This window comes from Thalassotalea fusca (assembly GCF_053485835.1).
This window is the reverse complement of record NZ_JBQRUN010000018.1, coordinates 1-21535: the sequence shown is the minus strand read 5'-3', so window position 1 is coordinate 21535 and position 21535 is coordinate 1. Positions and strand designations below refer to the sequence as shown.

18 protein-coding genes and 5 tRNA genes are annotated in these 21535 nt (G+C 39.6%); 12 read left to right on the top strand and 11 right to left on the bottom strand.

From position 1 onward, the window contains the following. The 4 genes from ACSLUK_RS16895 to ACSLUK_RS16880 all read left to right on the top strand — a co-directional run bounded on the left by ACSLUK_RS16895 (position 1) and on the right by ACSLUK_RS16880 (position 3250). A complete protein-coding gene (locus ACSLUK_RS16895; RefSeq protein WP_448549919.1) occupies positions 1 to 1566 on the top strand; it encodes a cation:proton antiporter domain-containing protein in 1566 nt (521 codons plus the stop codon). 703 nt (positions 1567 to 2269) lie between these two features. Then, positions 2270 to 2416, top strand: coding sequence for a hypothetical protein (locus ACSLUK_RS16890; protein WP_448549917.1), 147 nt, complete (start codon positions 2270 to 2272; stop codon positions 2414 to 2416). A 2-nt stretch (positions 2417 to 2418) separates the two neighbouring features. After that, positions 2419 to 2592 carry a hypothetical protein gene (locus tag ACSLUK_RS16885; protein WP_448549915.1) on the top strand — a complete coding sequence of 58 codons (174 nt, stop codon included), beginning with the start codon at positions 2419 to 2421 and terminating at the stop codon, positions 2590 to 2592. A 130-nt stretch (positions 2593 to 2722) separates the two neighbouring features. Further along, positions 2723 to 3250, top strand: coding sequence for a CPBP family intramembrane glutamic endopeptidase (locus tag ACSLUK_RS16880; RefSeq protein ID WP_448549913.1), 528 nt, complete (start codon positions 2723 to 2725; stop codon positions 3248 to 3250). Between the two features lie 255 nt (positions 3251 to 3505). On the opposite strand, the gene ACSLUK_RS16875 is transcribed toward ACSLUK_RS16880, so the two are convergent. The 5 genes from ACSLUK_RS16875 to ACSLUK_RS16855 all read right to left on the bottom strand — a co-directional run bounded on the left by ACSLUK_RS16875 (position 3506) and on the right by ACSLUK_RS16855 (position 4415). Continuing rightward, positions 3506 to 3581 (bottom strand) — tRNA-Glu (locus ACSLUK_RS16875). A gap of 148 nt (positions 3582 to 3729) precedes the next feature. Next, a tRNA-Glu gene (locus tag ACSLUK_RS16870) sits at positions 3730 to 3805 on the bottom strand. 148 nt (positions 3806 to 3953) lie between these two features. Next, a tRNA-Glu gene (locus ACSLUK_RS16865) sits at positions 3954 to 4029 on the bottom strand. Between the two features lie 139 nt (positions 4030 to 4168). Beyond that, positions 4169 to 4244: transfer RNA gene (locus tag ACSLUK_RS16860), tRNA-Glu, on the bottom strand. A 95-nt stretch (positions 4245 to 4339) separates the two neighbouring features. Continuing rightward, a tRNA-Ala gene (locus ACSLUK_RS16855) sits at positions 4340 to 4415 on the bottom strand. A gap of 576 nt (positions 4416 to 4991) precedes the next feature. Between ACSLUK_RS16855 and ACSLUK_RS16850 the strand changes: the two genes are divergently transcribed. Next, positions 4992 to 5945: a gluconeogenesis factor YvcK family protein gene (locus ACSLUK_RS16850; protein WP_448549911.1), complete on the top strand. Its 954-nt coding sequence runs from the start codon at positions 4992 to 4994 to the stop codon at positions 5943 to 5945. A 72-nt stretch (positions 5946 to 6017) separates the two neighbouring features. Here the strand turns inward: ACSLUK_RS16850 and dcd are convergent, their stop codons facing one another. Continuing rightward, positions 6018 to 6602: a dCTP deaminase gene (dcd, locus tag ACSLUK_RS16845; RefSeq protein ID WP_448549909.1), complete on the bottom strand. Its 585-nt coding sequence runs from the start codon at positions 6600 to 6602 to the stop codon at positions 6018 to 6020. A gap of 18 nt (positions 6603 to 6620) precedes the next feature. Continuing rightward, a complete protein-coding gene (gene apbC, locus ACSLUK_RS16840) occupies positions 6621 to 7736 on the bottom strand; it encodes an iron-sulfur cluster carrier protein ApbC (protein ID WP_448549907.1) in 1116 nt (371 codons plus the stop codon). A gap of 46 nt (positions 7737 to 7782) precedes the next feature. On the opposite strand from apbC, the gene metG reads away from it, so the two are divergent. From metG to ACSLUK_RS16815, 5 genes are all read left to right on the top strand, one after another. After that, positions 7783 to 9894, top strand: coding sequence for a methionine--tRNA ligase (gene metG / locus ACSLUK_RS16835; protein ID WP_448549905.1), 2112 nt, complete (start codon positions 7783 to 7785; stop codon positions 9892 to 9894). Between the two features lie 152 nt (positions 9895 to 10046). Beyond that, positions 10047 to 12158, top strand: a complete 2112-nt coding sequence (locus tag ACSLUK_RS16830; RefSeq protein ID WP_448549903.1) for a cation:dicarboxylate symporter family transporter — start codon at positions 10047 to 10049, stop codon at positions 12156 to 12158. Next, on the top strand, positions 12148 to 12546 hold the full coding sequence (gene rcsF / locus ACSLUK_RS16825) for an Rcs stress response system protein RcsF (RefSeq protein WP_448549901.1): 399 nt from the start codon (positions 12148 to 12150) through the stop codon (positions 12544 to 12546). Before ACSLUK_RS16830 ends, rcsF begins: the two co-directional genes overlap by 11 nt. Positions 12547 to 12551: 5 nt before the next feature. Continuing rightward, the gene (gene tsaA, locus ACSLUK_RS16820; protein ID WP_448549899.1) at positions 12552 to 13259 is read left to right on the top strand and encodes a tRNA (N6-threonylcarbamoyladenosine(37)-N6)-methyltransferase TrmO; all 708 of its coding nucleotides are present in this window, start codon (positions 12552 to 12554) and stop codon (positions 13257 to 13259) included. A 39-nt stretch (positions 13260 to 13298) separates the two neighbouring features. Next, positions 13299 to 14195 (top strand): DMT family transporter, encoded by an 897-nt coding sequence (locus tag ACSLUK_RS16815; RefSeq protein ID WP_448549896.1) that lies wholly within the window; start codon positions 13299 to 13301, stop codon positions 14193 to 14195. 38 nt (positions 14196 to 14233) lie between these two features. Here the strand turns inward: ACSLUK_RS16815 and ACSLUK_RS16810 are convergent, their stop codons facing one another. From ACSLUK_RS16810 to ACSLUK_RS16795, 4 genes are all read right to left on the bottom strand, one after another. Continuing rightward, positions 14234 to 15526, bottom strand: coding sequence for a metal-dependent hydrolase family protein (locus ACSLUK_RS16810; protein ID WP_448549894.1), 1293 nt, complete (start codon positions 15524 to 15526; stop codon positions 14234 to 14236). 190 nt (positions 15527 to 15716) lie between these two features. Further along, positions 15717 to 16199 carry an FKBP-type peptidyl-prolyl cis-trans isomerase gene (locus ACSLUK_RS16805; RefSeq protein ID WP_448549892.1) on the bottom strand — a complete coding sequence of 161 codons (483 nt, stop codon included), beginning with the start codon at positions 16197 to 16199 and terminating at the stop codon, positions 15717 to 15719. A gap of 77 nt (positions 16200 to 16276) precedes the next feature. Next, on the bottom strand, positions 16277 to 17164 hold the full coding sequence (locus ACSLUK_RS16800; protein ID WP_448549890.1) for an EamA family transporter: 888 nt from the start codon (positions 17162 to 17164) through the stop codon (positions 16277 to 16279). Between the two features lie 233 nt (positions 17165 to 17397). Then, the gene (locus ACSLUK_RS16795) at positions 17398 to 19821 is read right to left on the bottom strand and encodes a DUF748 domain-containing protein (protein WP_448549888.1); all 2424 of its coding nucleotides are present in this window, start codon (positions 19819 to 19821) and stop codon (positions 17398 to 17400) included. Positions 19822 to 20077: 256 nt separating this feature from the next. Here ACSLUK_RS16795 and ACSLUK_RS16790 point away from each other — a divergent pair, with 256 nt between their 5' ends. Together ACSLUK_RS16790 and ACSLUK_RS16785 are read left to right on the top strand one after the other, a co-directional pair. Next, a complete protein-coding gene (locus ACSLUK_RS16790) occupies positions 20078 to 20476 on the top strand; it encodes an ExbD/TolR family protein (protein ID WP_448549886.1) in 399 nt (132 codons plus the stop codon). A gap of 344 nt (positions 20477 to 20820) precedes the next feature. After that, a complete protein-coding gene (locus tag ACSLUK_RS16785; protein WP_448549884.1) occupies positions 20821 to 21231 on the top strand; it encodes an ExbD/TolR family protein in 411 nt (136 codons plus the stop codon). The last annotated feature ends 304 nt before the right edge of the window (positions 21232 to 21535 follow it).

The window sequence follows — 21535 nt, the reverse complement described above, 5'->3', positions numbered from 1 at the left end:
ATGGACTTTATCTGGATTCTTTTTGCATTTGTCTGCGGCTTAGCAGCTAAAAGCATTACCTTACCGCCTTCAATTGGCTATTTGCTTGCCGGTTTTGTGCTCAATTTTATGGGGATGCAAGCAGACGACACCATTTTAAATCTTGCCAATTTAGGCATCACCTTAATGTTGTTTACGATTGGACTGAAACTCAACATTTCTGATCTACTAAAACGCGAAGTGTGGTTTGGGAGTATCGCACATACGACTATTTGGATGGTGGCTATCATTGCCATTTTGAAGTTGTTCGTTATATTGACCGTGCCGTATATGGTCGATTTAACGACTGAAACTGTTGCCCTTATTGTATTCGCGTTAAGCTTTAGCAGCACAGTATGTGTTGTAAAACTGTTGGAAGAGCATGGCGAAATGAAAACACGCCATGGCAAGTTAGCCATTGGTATTCTGGTAATGCAGGATATCTTTGCCGTGATATTTCTTGTGCTTGCAACACAAAAGGTCCCCTCTGTTTGGGCGCTACTTTTGTTGTTGGCATTTCCATTAAAACCACTAGCTAATAAATTAATTGATCAAGTTGGTCACGGTGAATTACTGCCGCTTGCAGGCTTCTTTATAACGTTTGGCACCTATGAAGTTTTTGAACTTTTAAACATCAAAGGAGATCTAGGTGCCCTGCTCGTTGGTATGTATTTCGCTTCACACAGCAAAGCAACCGAAATTACCAAGTCGTTACTCAGTTTCAAAGATATATTCTTAATTGGCTTTTTCTTATCTGTTGGCTTTGCTGCGTTGCCAAGTTTAGATATGTTAGTCACCGCATTTTTGCTTACATTGCTGCTTCCGGTGAAGTTTTTGCTGTTTTTCACATTACTCGTTGCATTAAGACTACGTGCTCGAACAGCATTTTTATCAGCTTTAGCGCTCAGTAATTTCAGTGAATTTGGTTTAATCGTCGCTTCATTAAGTAGCAAGAATGGCTGGTTAACCAATGAGTGGTTGGTAATACTGTCAATCACGGTCTCAATTTCGTTTGTTATTACTAACGTTTTGTACAATTTCGCTCATGAATTCTATGCAGCGCATCGAGAATCCTTCACTAAGCTTGAGAAACCTGAACGTTTAGCGGAAGATATCTTTGTACAGCCATGTGACGCACCAATATGTATTATCGGTATGGGGCGAGTTGGTACAGGTGCCTACCTTGCATTGGATGGTCAGGTAGAAGGCCAAGCGTGGGGATTAGACACAGACAAAGAAAAAATTGCACAACTTCAAGAAGAAGGTGTTCAAGCCTATTGGGGCGATGCTGAAGATGCTGATTTTTGGGAGAGAATTTATCTTGACCGCATTGAGCTGATCCTGCTTGCTCTACCTTCTGTTCAAGATGTTAAAAACATCACTTATCAGCTAAAGCACGCTGATTTCAAAGGAAAGATCGCTGCCATTGCCCGATACAGTGATGAACAAGAAGAACTGCAAGAATTCGGTGTTGATAAAGTGTTTAACTTCTATAGTGAAGTTGGTGTTGGTTTCGCTGAAGAAAGTAAAGCTCTGATAACAACTTAGTGTTGAGAGGATAACTCAAACAAAAGAGCAGCTTATTAGTTGCTCTTTTTTTGTTCCTTCTATCTCTAATGAAATTTGAAGATAATTGAAAGAACAATCCGCAACCCATGTGCCATGATTTACTGAAGCCAGTTGTACGAAGTGTTAAACTAACAGATCACTGTTTGACCATTCAACTGTTCAATAAAAGCATGTGCTCTTGTACGCAAAGAACGTTTATTAAACTTCATTATATCTACGCCAACACTCTCCCCAACAACAAATCAGTATAGAATTAGTTATCAACTAAGCGTTTGTTAACTATCGAAAAATTTTTATACTGATTAATACAACAATTTCCCAACCTTAATTAGATTGAAAATAACTTCCACTCTAGCTAAATTTCAAATCAATTCACGATTCAATGGATGAACAAGACGCAAAGTACATAAGGAATATCTAAAAATGTGGAAAGGATGCTTAATCCCAACTTCACGAATTCTCACATTTCCGAGCTTACATAAATGCCATTCATTTTGCTCCTAGAGCTATATCCATTGAATTGGCACAAAGGGATTTCTTTAATCGGCAGAATATGGCTAATAGTCTTTTGCTTAAGGAGAAAGTCGCTGGCTTTAGTCTTACTTATGCGAGAGCAGCTAAGGCCAGATAAATCAATCACTTACTATATAGTGAGTTAGACCGAGTAATGGAGTATGACAGAATGCGGGAATTAAGCATTAATGTAGTAGAAGCAGTAAATGGTGGGGTTATGGCACTATTAGATAGCCCATTTATTAGATCAGCAGGTAATGTCTCATTGGTATTAGGCTTCATATATGGATTTGCAGCAGAAATGGAAGGAGTTTAATTATGATAACGTTATATGGCAATGAGCTTAAGGAAGTGCAAGGTGGTGCAGTAGCGGTTGGAAGAGCAGTAGCCCGAGCAGTAAAATCCGCTGGTGAAGCTGTTGGTGAATGGGCTGACGGAGTGATGGCAGCCTGGTTACCAATTGCCAAATCGATTAATCAAATTATCCGTTAATGTATGAGGGGCCATTCCCCCTCTTTCTTACAACTCATTTGTTTAGTCATATAAGTCTATGTACAAACTACTATTTCAACCGATTCTATTAATTATTTTGCCCGTATTAATCAGTGCAATCCTACTAAATATGTCTGAATTTCACAGTGATGACCTTGATTTAATTTTGATACAAGCTTCCTTCTTTATCGCGATTTATTTACTAAAAATTGAATATATATTTCAACAGGTTAAACTCTTAACAGTAAAACAATTTCAACTCACGATAAGCAGTTTCGGCATTATATTTATCATTGATAAGGTTCTTTTATATTCATTTGGTAATTTTTCTGACGGCTTAGAAGATCCTATTGAAAATACGAAATTAATCCTGTTTGTATATTTGGTTCTATTGGCGCCTATTGCAGAGGAGGTCATTTTTAGAGGGTGTATTTATGCTAATTTTAAAAAGCGTGATTTTCAGCTATTAGGGAGAGTTGTAAGCTCGGTGCTTTGGACTTTAATTCACTTTTCTTCTTCTTATTTTCTTCACTATTATCTCGCCATTTTCATTAGCGGCTTAATTCTTAGCTACTTGTATGACAAAAACAACGGACTTTCAATAGTCATAGTTGTTCATGCTTTGTCTAACTTAGGTTACTTTTTTACCATAATTTAAGCTTCATAAATAAATAGTAGATTTCATAAAGAATCGGTATAAGGGGTAACAGAAGTATAGATTATGGACTGATAGCACAAAAAATATTACCAAGACATTACATAGTGAATTCAATAGGCATTGTTTCCATTGGAATTAGCTTGATTTGCTATATCTTGATTGGCACTAACACTCAATTATTTGAAACTAAGCCAGATTAACAAACGACAAAAACACAAAAGCCAGCATTACGCTGGCTTTTGTGTCACTTAAAAGTGGCATCCCTAAGGGGATTCGAACCCCTGTTACCGCCGTGAAAGGGCGGTGTCCTAGGCCTCTAGACGATAGGGACGCAGAATAATCATCTAAGTTTAGTGCATTGGCACCAACTTAAATATATTAAGCATCATGTAACATCGTTATAAACAACATCACAGTTTCGGTTTTCAACCATAAAACCGAGGACAAAGTATGACCTAGTTACTTCATCCTAATAAAAGTGGCATCCCTAAGGGGATTCGAACCCCTGTTACCGCCGTGAAAGGGCGGTGTCCTAGGCCTCTAGACGATAGGGACGCAGAATAACCATCTAAGTTTAGTGCATTGGCACCAACCTAAATATATTAAGCATCATGTAACATCGTTAAAAACAACATCACAGTTTCGGTTTTCAACCATAAAACCGAGGATAAAGCATGACCTAGTTACTTCACCCTAATAAAAGTGGCATCCCTAAGGGGATTCGAACCCCTGTTACCGCCGTGAAAGGGCGGTGTCCTAGGCCTCTAGACGATAGGGACGCAGAATAACCGTTTTCAGTTTAATAAATTCGTTTAAACTGAAACATATTAAGCATCAACTAACGTTCAATGAACGTTAGATTCCGACTAAACTAGTCGAGGATAAAGTATGACCTAGTTACTCTACCCTTTTAAATAGTGGCATCCCTAAGGGGATTCGAACCCCTGTTACCGCCGTGAAAGGGCGGTGTCCTAGGCCTCTAGACGATAGGGACGCAGTAACAATCCCAATGGAATTGTATCAAGCGAAAGTGCACTATACACTTTACACGTCTTAAGTCACATTATAGTCGTTACCAACCAGTTGACTTGGTGGAGCTATGCGGGATCGAACCGCAGACCTCTTCGCTGCCAGCGAAGCGCTCTCCCAGCTGAGCTATAGCCCCGCTACTTAAACACACGTTCAAGCTGCTTCTCAGAGTGACCTAGTACTCGTTGAAAGCGAGGCGCATTCTATGCACTGCCCTGTTAAGTGTCAACCCTTTATTTCGATAAATTCTCTTTTTTTTACGATATCGCGTTTGTTTGAACACATAAAATACAAGTTGACTAAATTTTGAGTAATCAGAAGGTTAACAACCAACTGAATAAAAGAATAAGGTAAGTTTCTCTCCAATTTCTGCCAGTACCAATAATTTGATTCAGTTAATATTGACTGTAGCTAGTATTAACGAAATCACGAAAATATTTTAAGTCATCTGCGATCCAAATTTTTTGCCGACACAAATTTCCGGTTAGTAAAAGCCACATATTGTTCAACTAATTGTAGGATACTGAAAAATAATGCGATTAAGCATGAAGTTAACTTCACAACACTCAATACAGTACATTTAACTCCCCTTCTCTCCTTTGAATTTAGACATTTATCCAATATGAAAAACACACTTTAACATGCCTTCGTACTTTATTTTTAAAGGTTTTACCGTTATTGTAAGTACAATGTTTTGGTTAATTTCCCATTTATGCAGCTTAAAAATTCAAATGTCGTAGCAATTGGCGGTGGGCATGGACTCGGGCGAGTACTCTCCACTTTGTCATTCTTAGAAAAGCAGTTAACTGGCATCGTAACGACGACAGATAACGGTGGCTCTACCGGCAGGCTTCGAAAAAGAAGCAGTTCAATCGCTTGGGGCGACTTAAGGAATTGCCTGACCCAACTCGTCGATGAATCGTCCATCGGTAGCCAATTATTTAACTTCCGCTTTGATGGTCAAGATGAACTAGGTGGTCACAACCTGGGTAACCTCATTCTTTACGGTCTAGGGCAAATTCAATCTCGTCCATTAGACTCAATTAAGCTCGTTCGCAGGTTATTAAAGGTTAAAACATCGCTTCTTCCCATGTCTGAAACTCCAACAGATTTAATGGCGTTTTACCCTAAAGGTAGATGTCGTGTAGGTGAGCTTTCAGTTGACGAAATGCCGATTATGCCTAAAAAGCTCATGCTAGCGCCTTTAGTCAAAACACTGTCATCATGCAAAGAAGCAATAGAAAAAGCCGACCTGATTATTTTGGGGCCTGGTAGCTTCCTCACAAGCGTTATTCCACCTCTACTTGTGCGCGATATCGCCAATGCCATTGTCAACAGTGATGCACATTGCGTGTTTATAGACAATATAGTGAATGAACAGAGTCCAGCAGGTGCTCTTTCTCTTGATGAAAAACTTAAATGGATTGAAGACAACATAGGCATGCAGCCTGTTGATAGCGCTATTGTGCATAGTGAGCAGGCAACTTCAACTATAGTCCCTACTTTCACCAGCGACTTATCGAATGAAAAAATTCCGCACTATCATGACTCGGAAAAGCTGCTGCTTGCTTTAGAGCAATGTCTCATGCAGACACCTCAACCGCCAAAGCCATGTATAATTCAGGAAGAAAATATAGATGATATAGCTGGTATTGTTAACTCTTGAATCAATTGATTTTATGATAAAAAAAGCCGCTTATTAGCGGCTTTGTTGTTTAATTCATCTATTGAATGGTAATTAGTCGTCTTGGCTAATACGACTGGCTACCGCGCCCATTTGTCCTTTGTATTTAGCGTCATCGCGCTTGTTGTATGGACGCTCAGCTTTGCCTGACATCGTTTCAAAATTTAACGCAGCTATTTTCATTTTAGGACGAAGCGCTAACGGTAGTTTACCGCTGTTATAAAACTCCAAAACAATTTGCCCTGACCAACCTGGATCAATGCGATGTGCAGTTACGTGTACCATTAGTCCAAGGCGCGCTAATGACGAGCGGCCATCTAACCACCCTACGATATCATCAGGTAACGTTACTGACTCATAGGTTACCGCCAGTGCAAGTTCGCCAGGATGAAGGAAGAACGCTTCGCCATCTGGGATCACAATTTCTTCACTCATGACCGAGTTCATCGCTTTTTGCACTTCTTCACGCGGCCCACTCAAGTCAATATAAGGCGCGGTATGATCCTGAAATACACGAAATTCATTACCTAAACGAATATCAACACTCACACCTGATATCATAGTTGCATCAGGCTTTGGACTTATCGCAATATGCCCTTGTTCGATTAAATTCGTAATATCTCTGTCGCACAATCTCATAGCGTTTCTTCTTTAATGTTATTTAATTTCTTTTATCAGGATTTGGTCTGTCTGCGGACTACGCGGATCTCGACAATTAAATAGCTTGGCAGCCATAATGGCCGCTATTTTACGGTATTCTTTTGCAATTTCACTAGTGTTATTTGCAATTAATGGCGAAATCCCCTCGTCACCAGCTTCGCGTATACGAATATCTAATGGCAATTGGCCAAGCAGTGCCGTTTTATGACTAGCTGCAATCCGTTTTCCACCATCTTGGCCAAATAAATGATCTTGATGACCACAGTTTGCACACTGGTAGTAACTCATGTTTTCAATAATCCCTAACACCGGCACACTCACTTTATTAAACATGGCAATCCCTTTTTCTGCATCAGCCAGTGCGATGTCTTGGGGCGTTGTAACTATGACTGAGCCTGCTACAGGAACTTGTTGCGCGAGTGTCAGTTGAATGTCGCCAGTACCTGGCGGCATATCAACAATGAGATAATCGATATCCGGCCAATTCGTTTCATTGAGTAATTGCATAAATGCCCTACTCGCCATAGGCCCACGCCACACAGTGGCATCCTTTTCATCTACCAGAAAACCCAGCGACATTGCATAAAGCTCGTGCGAACACATAGGCAACAACGTTTTACCGTCTTCAGATTCGGGCCGATCATCACGAATACCTAGCATCATAGGAATTGAGGGCCCGTAAATATCAGCATCAAGAATCGCAACCTTAGCGCCCTCTTCGATTAATCCATATGCTAGGTTTACCGCAGTGGTCGACTTACCTACGCCGCCTTTTCCTGAAGCAACCGCGATAATATTCTTGATTCCTTTAATATCATGGTGTTTTACTTCAGTAACAACCGCATTAACATTAAACGTCAACTCGATTTGTATGCTTTCGCCCAATGAAGAGCTGACTTCATGTAGTTCAGTTGCACAAGGAAACGGCACAGTTATATTGAACTCAAGCTTTTGTTGCTCAACATTTGCCACAGAGATATCAGCAATACATTTTATACCAGAGGGAAATGTTTCGGAGCGATATTCATCCAAACAATCAATGACCGTATCTACCAATGATTGTTGTTCTTGCTGAGATGTTTTTTTGCTGCCAAAGAATTTGGAGAAAATCATAAATTTTGCGTAATCACTTTTGTGCTAAGAAATACAATATTTCTTAATGAAATCTGACGCTAAATTCTGTACCATTCGTGCCATTATTACCACTAAAAGTTTTATAGGTTATACGACATTGTCCACATCAACTGTTAACGATACAAATAAACGCAAGATTTTAGTTACCTGCGCGTTGCCGTACGCGAATGGCTCAATTCACTTAGGCCACATGCTAGAGCATATTCAGACTGATATTTGGGTACGCTTTCAACGAATGCGTGGACATGAGACTTACTTTGTGTGTGCTGACGATGCACACGGCACGCCTATAATGCTAAAAGCACAAGAGCTTGGCGTCACCCCTGAGGAAATGATCGCAGGAGTGCGTGAAGAGCATATGGCAGACTTCGCTGATTTTCATATTAGCTTTGATAACTACCATTCTACACATAGCGATGAAAACAGAACATTCGCCAATGAAATTTACAATAAATTGCATGCGAATGGCTATATCAAAACACGCACTATTTCACAGTTGTACGACCCAGAAAAAGGCATGTTTTTACCGGATCGTTTTGTAAAAGGTACTTGCCCAAAATGTAACAGTGAAGATCAAAACGGTGATAGCTGTGACAACTGTGGTGCTACCTATTCTCCAACAGAAGTTATCAACCCACGTTCAGTGGTTTCAGGTGCTACACCTGAACTAAGAGACTCTGAACATTATTTCTTTGATTTGCCAGCGTTTGAGCAAATGCTAAAAGACTGGACGCGCAGCGGTTCTCTTCAAGATGAAATGGCCAATAAATTGGCAGAATGGTTCGAGCAAGGCTTGCAGCAATGGGATATTAGCCGCGATGCGCCGTATTTTGGTTTTGAAATTCCAAATGCTCCAGGCAAATTCTTTTATGTGTGGCTAGATGCACCGATTGGCTACATGGGAAGTTTCAAGAACCTTTGTGATAAACAAGGTATTGATTTTGATAGCTACTGGCAGGAAAATTCTGATGCTGAACTTTACCACTTTATTGGTAAAGACATTATTTATTTCCACAGTCTATTTTGGCCAGCTATGCTCGAAGGTGCAGGTTTACGTAAACCAACATCGGTATATGCTCACGGTTTCGTAACTGTGAATGGGGCTAAAATGTCTAAGTCGAAAGGTACTTTTATTAAGGGCCGCACCTATTTGGAGCATTTAAACCCAGAATATTTGCGCTATTATTACGCAGCTAAACTAACTAGCCGCATTGATGACTTAGATTTAAATCTCGAAGATTTTGCACAACGTGTAAATTCAGATTTGGTTGGTAAAGTGGTAAACATTGCATCGCGTTGCGCCAGCTTTATTACTAAGAAGTTCGACGGTACGTTGTCAGCTAATGTTGATGATCAAGCACTCGCCGATGCGGTAACCTCTGCGGGCGATACCATTGCTAATTACTATGAAGCTCGTGAGTTTGGTAAGGCAATGCGTGAAATCATGGCACTCGCTGACCGTGTTAACGAATACATAGCAGTAAAAGAACCATGGCAATTGATTAAAGATGAAACTAAACAGCAAGAAGTACACGATATTTGTAGTTTAGGTATCAATTTGTTTAGAACTTTAATGATCTACTTAAAACCTGTTCTTCCTAAACTGGCTGAAAGTACAGAAGCGTTCTTAAATGATGAGTTGCATTGGAATGGTCATAAAACTTTATTGGCCGACCACAAAATCAATAAATTTAAAGCGATGTTACAACGCGTAGAAATGGATAAGATCAACGAAATGGTAGATGCTTCAAAAGAAAGTTTAAATGCCCCGGCACCAGTAACAGGCCCACTTGCCGATGACCCAATTGCGGATGAAATTCAATTTGACGACTTTGCCAAAATCGATTTACGTGTTGCCAAAATTGTAAAGGCAGAGCATGTTGAAAAAGCCGATAAACTCCTTCGTTTAGAATTAGACTTAGGTGGTGAAACCCGCCAAGTGTTTGCCGGAATCAAATCTGCGTATCAACCAGAAGACCTAGAAGGCAAGCTAACCGTAATGGTTGCAAACTTAGCGCCACGCAAAATGCGTTTTGGTATGTCTGAGGGGATGGTATTAGCTGCTGGTCCTGGTGGTAAAGACTTATGGATTCTCAATCCTGAAGAAGGCGCACAGCCTGGTATGAGAGTGAAATAACCGCCTCATCTATTCGTAATTGAAAAGGCCAAATAAGTGATTATTTGGCCTTTTTTGTTATCTGGCATGGCCAATGCCCTACAAAGCCCAGTCATAAGTAAGTATAATACCGAGCAATATTTCTCAAATTACTTCAGCCAGTAATCGTACCTATGACATTAAAATCGATACCGCTTTCTGTGAAAATACTCGTTGGTTTATTTCTAGGCATAGCGGTTGGCCTTGTCTGGCAAGCTCAAGTACAACTGGTTGATAAACTTGCGCAGGCATTTTTGCTGTTACTTCAAATGACAGCATTACCTTATATCATGCTGTCACTTATCGTTGGCATTGGTGGTCTATCACCAACGAAGGCTAAGCGAGCACTCTACTACAGCACAATGGCGATAGTTGCACTAATTGCGATAGTATTGTTATTTATTTTTATTACCCCAATAGCCTTTCCTGATTGGGAAAATGCTGATTTTTACAGTGTAAACACAATTAAGACCAACGCTGAAGTCGATTTGGTCAGCTTGTTTATTCCGGCGAATCCATTCAATGCGTTAACACAAGCCATTATTCCATCGATTGTCTTATTTAGTTTTTTTATTGGTATCGGCTTAATGACAGTACGATACAAGCGCCGTGCAATTTTGGTCGTTGGCAGCTTGCTTCAGTCTGTTGCAAACATCAATGGCATCGTTATGCAATTAGCACCTATTGGAGTTTTTTGTATTGGGTGGCGAGCCGCTGTCACTATCGACAGTTCGCAGGTTGATGGCTTAGTCGTGTATTTCGCCAGCGCAATATTTATCGTCGTGATGTTAGCTTTGGTGGTGCTGCCAGTGCTGACAGCGATTATTACACCTTATCGTTACCGTGACGTTATCAAAGCATCACGCTCAGCGATGATCACCGCATTTGCTACAGGTAGCTTCTTAGTGGTTATTCCACTGATCGTTGAAAAGATAAAGCAACTATCAGCAAAAAACAGCAACATGCATGATGATTCAGAGACAGTTGCCGAAATATTAGTACCTATTACATTCAGCCTGCCTGTTGGCGGCAAACTGCTGGCTTTACTTTTTGTATTGTTTGCCGCGTGGTTTTCAGGCGCACATGTGTCGGTTGGCGATTATTTCAACCTCGCCTTTGCTGGCTTGCCACAGTTATTTGGCACGTCAACTATCGCCATGCCATTCTTACTAGAGCTGTTTAATGTCCCCAGCTCGATGTTTGATATGTTCATCATTTCAGAGAACTTACTGGTAGGCCGCTTGAGTACTATATTATCGGTAAGTTTTGCCGTGTCACTTCCGCTGATTATTGCGAGCGCGTTACAGCATCAATTAACATTAAAATGGCGTCACTTGGTAAGAAACGTCTTAATTATTCCAACGCTAACCATTGCAATATTATTTGTACTTCGCTTCAGTTTTGACGCCATCAGCCATCAATATCAAGGATATGAAAAATTCATTAATCGTGACTTTATCTTAGCACCAGTGAGTTCCAAAACGATTACCGACCCCAAACTACCTACCTCTTATAATAAAGAATACCGCAGTGCGCTTGAGCGTATTCAGCACAGAGGAATATTACGTGTCGGATATTTTCGAGACGATTTACCTTATTCTTTCCATAACAAACAAGGAAAATTAGTCGGCTTTGATATAGAAATTCTCAATCAATTAGCGATTGATCTCGGCGTTTCAATCGAATTTGTTCGAATTTTTCATACTCAAGCGGCTCCTTTACTTGCTAATGGCTACTTGGATATTACTTCAGGCATTCCTGTGATTCCTGATAATATGACGAAGTACACTATGACTATCCCCTATAGCAAGCAAACTGTTGCATTCATAGTGAAAGATTTCCGACGTAATGAATTTTTAGAGTGGTCAAAAATTACGGATAACGAAAAACTCACCATCGGTATTCCTGAAACTTTCTTTTATAAAACAGCCGTAACACGCGCATTTCAAAAAGGAAAAGCGTGGGAAATTTCAACACCGAGATTGTTTTTTAAAGAAGAGTATCAACATATTGACGGTATGCTGTTTGGTGCAGCAGCGGCATCAGCTTGGACATTGTTGTACCCTGATTACACCGTTGTAGTGCCTCGCCCTGCACTTGAACCTTTATCAATGGCATTTCCAATTGCAAAAAATGATCAAGAATTTGAGCTGTTTATGCGCAACTGGATAACGATGAAACAGCAAAGTGGTACAATTGACAAATTATTCAACTATTGGATTGCAGGTAAAAATGATGAAAACTAGTCATACGAAACAACGCGCTATGCGTATCATTATTGCAGCTTGCAGTATTAGCTTATTAAGCTTTTGCGCCAGCCATTACGAAGTATCGACTAATTTAGATCGTGAAAACTTTGTCCAATATTTCGCCCCTGCTAAAGTTAAAATTTTTAAATCAGAGCAAGACATTCAAGGAAAATATGTAGCGGTTGGTCGTGTTGAAGGAGAAGATTGTCAGGAAAAAGCACATCATGCGATTGCTGATGAACAAATTGCCCTTACAGACGCGAGACGAAAAGCGTTTAACTTAGGCGCCAACGCCATTGTATTCAGTGGGTGTGCAACGGTAACGACGAAACAATGTGTAAGCCAGAAGATTTGCTACGGTCGCACTTTTAAGATATCACAATAAGTTTTATGACGAGCTTTTCAATCACCCCCATCGGTCTAATTTCAACCCCCTACAAAGAGAAGTTTGCGATTCCTCGCCAGCCAGGGTTAGTTAGCTCTGCGAAGGGCAAAGTCAGACTTATTGGTGAATATAATAACCCTCATATGGTACAAGGTTTAGATCAATACAGTCATATCTGGCTACTATTTCAGTTTCACGAAACCGTTGAACAAGGTTGGAAACCTTTAGTTAGACCACCACGACTTGGCGGAAATGCCAAAACAGGTGTACTCGCAACACGCTCAACATTTAGACCCAATGGTATTGGCATGTCAGTTGTCAAACTGGATAAAGTAACAACAGTCAAAGGGCAAGTAGAAATACAAGTTTCCGGTATCGATTTATTAGACAACACGCCTATTGTTGACATCAAGCCCTATATTCCCTATTCAGACGCTCGCTCAGACGCGTATGGTGGCATCGGATCAAATGCGCCACGATTGTTAAAGGTACAGTATAATACCACCGCGACTCATCAACTAATCCAATTCAGTCAAGACACCCCTGAGCTTGACACTTTCATCCAGCAAGTGCTTGGCCAAGATCCTAGACCTGCCTACCGTAAATCGAAAGTTGATGAGAAAACATATGCGATGCATGTCTATAACTTGAACGTTTCTTGGCGTATGATAGCGGCCGACATCATTGAAGTAACTTCACTCGAACATCGATAACGAGAGCATGCTGAAGTTCAGTACAACTTGAGGAATATCATGAAGTCCAGTCAGTATTTTGAACTTTTGTTGCTAGCAGCAATTTGGGGTTCATCCTTTTTGTTTATGCGTATTGGTTCACCTGAACTTGGCCCAATGTTATTCAGCGGTATACGCACACTCATTGCGAGTATTTTTCTTGTTGGCTGTATCAAATTCATGCGCCCCGTTTATAATTTTCAACAAATAGCATGGCATATGTTCATTGTGGGCCAAATAAATACTGCTATTCCTTTTGTATTGTTTGGTTACGCAACCCTAACACTTGCTGCTGGCACTACGTCAGTACTCAATGCGACAACGCCTATGTTCGGAGCAATTGTCGCCTATGTTTGGCTAAAAGATAAATTGTCGTTAACAGCCATTAGTGGTTTAGTACTGGGCTTTATTGGTGTGTACATTTTAGTAGCAGATCAACTAGCCATTGATCAGACAGCACTGTTGCCAGCACTTGCAGCCATTACAGCCGCACTGTGTTATGGCATATCGGCTAACTATACCAAACAATATCTAACAAATGTTAAGCCACTAGTTTTAGCAGCAGGAAGTCAAATTTCAGCGACCATTACCATTCTGCCACTGAGTTTATTCTTTTTGCCAGACCAAATGCCTTCATTGCCAGCGATAAGTTCTGTCGTTATGATTGGCGTTCTTTGTACCGGTATCGCGTATATTATATTTTTCAGATTAATTAACGCACTTGGCCCAGCAAAAGCTATTACCGTCACTTACTTGATCCCTGTTTTCGGATTATTCTGGGGAGTCATATTTCTTCAGGAAACTATCACGGTCAATATGTTAGTGGGCTGTGTAGTAATATTGTTGGGTGTTGCAATTACTACGGGTTTGATCAGACTAAAGCTAGCGAGAAAGTCCCCATCTAACGACCAAATTTAAACAAGTGATTTTGGTGCCCTTGAGGGCACCACGCAGTGCTACTTGTATACAACACCACCTTTCATCACAAAATCAACATTCATTAATGCCTTGATATTCTCTCTTGGGCTTTCATTGGTCGCGATAATATCTGCTTCTTTACCAACTTCAATTGTACCTAGTGAATTGCTCATGCCGAGTAAATCTGCGGCATTAATTGTAGCAGCTTTCAGGACATCATCAGGCGTCATACCAGCCTGAAACATTAGCCACGCTTCCTTGCCATTATTTCCGTGTTTTGACACGCCACTATCTGTTCCATAGGCAATCTTCACACCTGATTGATGCGCTCGTTTAAAGTTTTCAATCATATCTGCACCAACGCGAATTGCCTTGGCTTTTATATCTTTCGACATGAAATTAGTTGTTTTTGCCAAATTGACTACTGTGTCACCTGCCATGAGTGTTGGTACTAAATATGCGCCTGATTTTTTAAACAACCGAATGCTTTCTTCGTTTGCATAACTTCCATGCTCAATACTATCTACGCCGGCACGAAGTGCAGCATTTATACCTTCAGCGGCGTGCGCATGGCTGGTTACTTTACGGCCTAACGCATGTGCAGTTAGCACCACTTCTTTTAACTCATCATCAGCCATTTGCTGACCCGTTCCTGTATTTGTGTCTGACAAAACACCGCCTGTTGACGTGATTTTGATGACGTCAGCCCCAAACTTAATCGCTCTACGGGTAGCACGGCGACAATCAAACGGCCCATCACAAACTGTTTTAGCGGTATTCATTTCTAATAAATCAGGTCGCATACCGTCGACATCACCATGTCCACCAGTTACTGCAACGCTAGTGCCAGCAGCAATAATTCGCGGCCCTGGTATCAGCCCTTTATTAATGCCATCCCTTAATGCATAGCTTTGCTCTGCTTTACTGCCAAGATCTCTTACCGTTGTAAATCCAGCCATCAACGTTTTCTTAGCGAAGTTGACACTCTTAATTAAAACGTCAGCGTCAGATAAACGTATACCATCTCTTGCGTTATCTGGCCCTAACTCGCCTTGCATATGCACGTGCATATCCATTAAACCCGGCATCACAAACTGATTTGAAAGATCTATGTACTTAGCATTCGCATCAAACTGTTTAACGTCAGCAAAACCACTGTGAATTGATTTTATTTTGCCGTTTTCGATCACTATTGTTTGTTTATCTAAAGCAGCTTCTCCCGGAACTGCTAGCAATTTTCCGGCATGGATGACGGTTGTTTGTGCTAAGCTAGAAAATGAAGATAGCCCGACAATAGTAGCTAAGGATATTGCTAAAATCTTAGATTTCATTGTTTTATTCCTGTCTAATTTTTTCTTACCTTATCAGGAAATTAGTCGGTGACAAAGCAACATTGATCTTGTATCTAAGATACGAATAGAGTGAATTAAAAGAATTTAGGAAAGGATTATGTACACAGCACCACTACCGCTATTAATTATAGTGATATTGATGCTGTGCAATATTTAAATGCTGTTTTATTTAGTGGTGATGACCACCAACACCGTGAGCATGTTTATGTTCGATTTCTTCTTCTGTCGCTTCTCGTACATCTACAACGTCTAGATCGAAAGTAACAACCTGACCAGCTAATGGTGGGTTCAAATCAACAGTTACCATGAAACGCCCTACTTTCAATACAGTTACTTGACGCTGACCTTGCTCAGTACTAATTACAGCTGTCATGCCTGGACGCCATTTAGCTGCACCATGTAAATGTTTGACAGGTACACGTTGCTCAGCATCTTCCTGTCTGACACCATACGCATCTTCAGGTTGAAGTGTAACAGAGAACTTATCACCCGCTTCTTTACCTTCAAGTGCTTTTTCTACGCCAACTAACATGTTATTGAAGCCATGTAAGTACGCCATAGGATCACCACCAAGAGAAGATTCTAATTCTTCACCAGCTTCATTCTTTAACGTGTAGTGAAACTGGACGACAGTTTTGTCAGTAATTTTCATTTTTAAATCCATATCAGGAAAGCAATTGCGGGAAGTTTATCAAACAAATTAGCAATACAATAGCCAGAATTGGTGTCTTATGCCCAAATGAGTAAAATTAATACACTCACCACAATAAGCGCCATACCTACATATTCTCGTTTAGTAATTTTTTCGTTAAATACCTTATATGTAAGCGCCAACGTTATAAAGAATTCTACTTGGCCTAACGCTTTAACATAGGCAGCTTGTTGTAGGCTTGCGCCAGTAAACCATCCAATAGATCCCAATACACTGGTAATGCCAACAAACAAAGACAAACGCCAATTTTTGAAAATGTTGACGAATTGCTCTCTTTCTCTCACTAATAGGTAAATAATTGATAATACTGACTGGACTGAAATCATCACAACCAATGTTACTGCAGCACTTAGAAATAAATCAGTATTCAACGCTAAGCTAGATTCTCGAATAAGTAAGGTGGTAACCGCCAAACCTAATCCACTAGCCATTCCATAGCCAGCACCAGGATTACGCACAAAATCGTTCACAGAAAATCTTACCTTTGAAAGTATGACAACTCCTATAACACCAATAATTACTGAGAGCCAACCGAGTAAGGTAAGCGACGCTGAAAATATCAAGGCACCAACTATAGCGACCTGAATTGCTTCCGTTTTGGATAAACTCGTAGCAACAGCAAAATTACGAAAAGAAAAAGCAGCGACCAAAAAGGCAGTACCTAAAATTTGAGAGATACTTGCAATGCCAACATATATTGCAAATGTTGAATTAAATTTTGGAAACTCAATGCCTTGCATCGAAAATATCGCGTATAGGTATGCAAAGGCAAAAGGGAGTGCAAATAAATAGCGCACAGAAGTGGCGGCCATTGGAGAAAGTTCTAACGATAATTGTTTTTGACCAGCTGTTCGAACAGCTTGCATGGTGGCGGCGAGAAGCGTGAAATAAATCCAATAATCCATGAATATATACTAACCCCGACACACATTTTGTTATTATTCCATAATCCTTAAGTATATCAGATAATTGAATTTTTTCTCGGGTATTATTAGAACTAATGCTTCATAGATATATAGATGTGGCTACTAATGTGCCAGATTTTTTACTGAGTAAATAACCCGCTTGGGAGCGAACACGATTGATAGTTAATCACAAAAAAAGTGTTCACTCACACTAAAGATTTGTATGGTTAAAGTTAAAGCTTAAACTCAATACGAGGTTTAGCGCCTTTCTTGGTATCAACTTTTGGTTTGCATAGTAGTAATCGCTTGGAACCTACGCTGAATCTTTCAACCAACTCATCTTTAAACAATTGACCTCGCTCGTTTGCAAGCTTAACCAATGCCAATTGCTCTTCGTTAGTGATTTTTAGCTCTGCGTCAATATCTGCCGGCACACTAAACGCACATACCTTTAGCTGTTTCTTTGGATATTCAGCCAACAAAGCAACCAGATTTTCAACGAAGCCTAGCTGATCTTCGGACAAGTCTAATTGCTCAGGCTGATATGTGAGATCATCAATTGTAACCCTTAGCATATACTCACCAGCAATTCGCGCAACTGATACGATGTTAGAGTACGGCACAAATGTTTGCATGAGATAAGACTCTGTTGCTGACATAATTGCTTTTTTTGCCACTAACCCAACAAAACTTTGAACGCCAAACGACGGGTCATTAACGTTACCTGACAATGGTATATTTAGCTCCACATTATCATCACTGTCTTTTAGCATATTCAGTGCAACATTCAACGGTACCATGCCTGACTCTTGTACAACATTACCTTTTTCATGACTCGTGCCAGCTAATTCCATCCCTCTAAGCGTTACGAGTGCATTGCCGTCTAACATATCATCAGTTACGTTAAGTTTGATGTCACTGTCGAGTTGGCCACTCAAGAATTCAAGCCCAAGGGATTTCCCCATATAACTGGAGATTTTAGGTAAAGACAGCTCAGTTAATTGTACTTCTGTTATCATGTTCAATTTAGGTGCAAACGGTTGAATATCCGAATTCACTTTGATATTGGCGTGCTTTCCAATATCAGTATCCAACAATAACGTTGTAAATGTAGACTTTTTAGCAGAATTTAAATGAGATAATTGGGCTTTTCTGATCACCAATGTTTGTTCAAATATAGGTGACACACTTTCATCGTATATATCAATTTGGCTACCTTGAGCGATTTCAATACTATCAATTTTAAAATTAAACGGCATTTTTTCAGTATTGGCATCGACTGTGGCGTTTGAATCTGTAGCACTAGCGGGCTCTTTAGGGGCTTCAGAGCTTGATTGTGAATTAGTGTCATTGCCAAAAGAGACTAGATTGGTTAGCTGCTTTTCTTCGTCAATCGGTAGGTATAACCTTAGATTATCTAGAAAAACTCGCTCTAGTATCATCGAATCTTGCGTGAACTGTGCATTGTTTATTGCTAATTGGTTTAACGCAACTAAGCTCGTATTATTTTCGTTTTGTGAAGATGATGAGCTTTTATCTGAAAATACTAAATTATCGATAACCAATTTTTCATACGAAGCGGCTAAGTCATCGTTATTGAACGTAAATTGAATATCAGCCGACGTTAACTTATCGAAACTTGCTATAAGGTGCTCAGTAGCAGGCTGTACAATACGTACTTGGTCCAGTGTTAACGCTAATTTAGAATTCGTTGAAATATCTTCTCCCACTACCTTTAACGATAATGAGTGAGTTGCTAACTCGACACTTTGAACCTTAATGTGAAGTTCGTCACGTTGAAACTCAACATCAGTCGTATTTAAAATAAAATTGTCTATTTTAAGATCTACGCCTTGTTGTGCAATTTGCACGTAACCTTTTAGTGTTAGTCCAGCTATTCCATCTACAAACTTACCCTGATCACCCAGATAAGCATTAAAGTCTGTTAGATCTAACTTGTTAATCCTCACAGTAAAATTCACTTTGCCAAGCCCATTTTGTAAAACACTTGAAAAATCAAATACTACTTGCGCATCGTGATACAGGTAATTCGATACAATCTCGAATTGTTGTAATGATTGTCCTAGCACCAATTCTGTAAGGTTTGCTTCAGTTAGCACAATTGGGTGATGAATACTTCCTTCCCGAAAATCTACAACGACATTATTTATCTTGGGGTTAGCCAATACAATTTGCCAACTATTCGGCTCAGCTACATCACTAACTTCTTCAGCTGCCTCATTTGTATTACTTGCTAATGGAATGCCGATTACCGAGAGTCTATTGTTCTCCTTGATAACTTCAATCACAGCATCACTGAGTTGAAAATCGTCAAATGCAATTTCCCTTGAAAACAATGAAAACACGTCTAAATCTACGATCATACGACCAATTTTCAACACGCTATGATTGTCTTCGTTAACTAGATCTAATTGTTTAATGGATAAGCGCGCAATAAACGGATTGAATTGTAGCTGGCTATCATTGCTCAAGGTGAGCTTGTAGGGAGATAAGTGTTTATTGAGTTGCGATGTAATCACTGGGGAACTTATGCCCCAAACTAATGCAAACAAAACGACATATATAGCAAATATAAATAGGCAAGCTTTCAATGCTTTTCTACTCAGTTTTGCGGAAGCAACATTTTCATTCAACATGAATTAAACCAATTCCTTTTTATTACAGTTAGTTAAAGTAAGTGCTATACCAGCAATTTCAGTAAGCCTACTTGCTAAATTATATATCAATCTCCCCTATAAAGTTTGATAAATTACGTCCTTTATCAGCATCCCTAACGTTTTTTATTTACCAATACAATTACCAAAATCTATCGAATACATAATAAACACTTGACTACTACGACAATACTCGTACATATTAATACGAACAACATCGTAAATAGGGATAAAAATAATGAGAAGAACTAGATTAAAAGAAGGAAAAAATGACGCTGACGTAGATATGACACCTATGCTTGATATAGTATTTATTTTGTTAATATTTTTTATCGTTACTACGTCATTTGTCAGAGAAGAGTCGCTATTAGTAAATAAACCCAAAAAGGGCGCCAACAAACCAAATAATGATCCAACTATGCTAGTTCGTGTAGACGAGAATGGCAGAATTACGTTTAATGGCAAAGATGTTGATATAGAGCGATTAGAAGCCAGAATAGAAAATTTCTTAGCTAAACACCAAACCAACAGTGTTATATTAATTCCCGCATATGATGCGAAATACGACAAAGTTGTAGCGGTGATCGATAAGGTAAAACTATTTGACCACTTAACTGTTTCGATTGGTAAATCATAATACCTTAATTGTCTTAATAACTGCTGTTTTAGAGTCAGTTACCGATTTACAGTTTAAATCTATAATCTGTATTTGGCTCTGACACAGTTAGAATGCAAATTTGATAAACCAGTTCAACACCATCGCTTCTCTTGAGAATTTGGACATAGATAAGCCATATTCGACACAGGCGCAGATTAAATTTTGTTAGTTCAAACCTGAATAATTTGCCACTTAATTCCAAATTAAATCTAATTCAAATATCCTCATTAACTGCTAACTCTACCAAAAAGAGCAACATTCTTATTTTAGGTAATAATTAAAGTATGCATTTGCGTAGGAAATAGTGCATATGGCACAGAGCAATGAGACGTCGTAAGAATAGAGTGATGCAAGATGAAGGTGCAAGTGTCGATATGACGCCAATGCTAGACATTGTATTTATTTTGCTAATTTTCTTTATTGTCACAACTTCCTTTGTAAAAGAGGAAGGTTTTATAGCAAATTATGTGAAATCAACAAAAGCCGATAGCAAGCCAGCTAAGAACATCATGATCCATTTAGATACCAACGGTATCATTTACTTCAACAATACTCCCGTTGATATAGAAAGAATCCCAGCTAGAGTAGAAAACTTTATCGCCAATACCCCAACCGACACTATTGTATTCAGACCACACGAAGAATCTGAATATCAAAAGGTTGTGAGTGTGCTTGATCAATTACAACCGTTTGTGCAACTAAGAGTAGTTATCGGTGTTAATAAAGCTAAATAGTAGAACCCAAATCTAACATTAGCTTCCATACTGATAACCCCTTCGATACGTCGTACCTCCTACTCAGGCCGTACGGAGAGGTTTTGTTATACCAATCCTCTTTGAAATATGATCTAATTAGCATCAGCAAAAAATAACAAATCGTGATTTATGACTCAATTGACTTCTGACGCTTTACTCAAGCTCTCTAAAAGAGAAAAGAACCCGCACAAACGTGTTCGTTTGTTAGCGGTTTCTTTATTTTTAGAATGCCAAAACCGCACTCAGGTTGCGAGACAATTAAAAGTGGCTAGGCGTAGCGTAA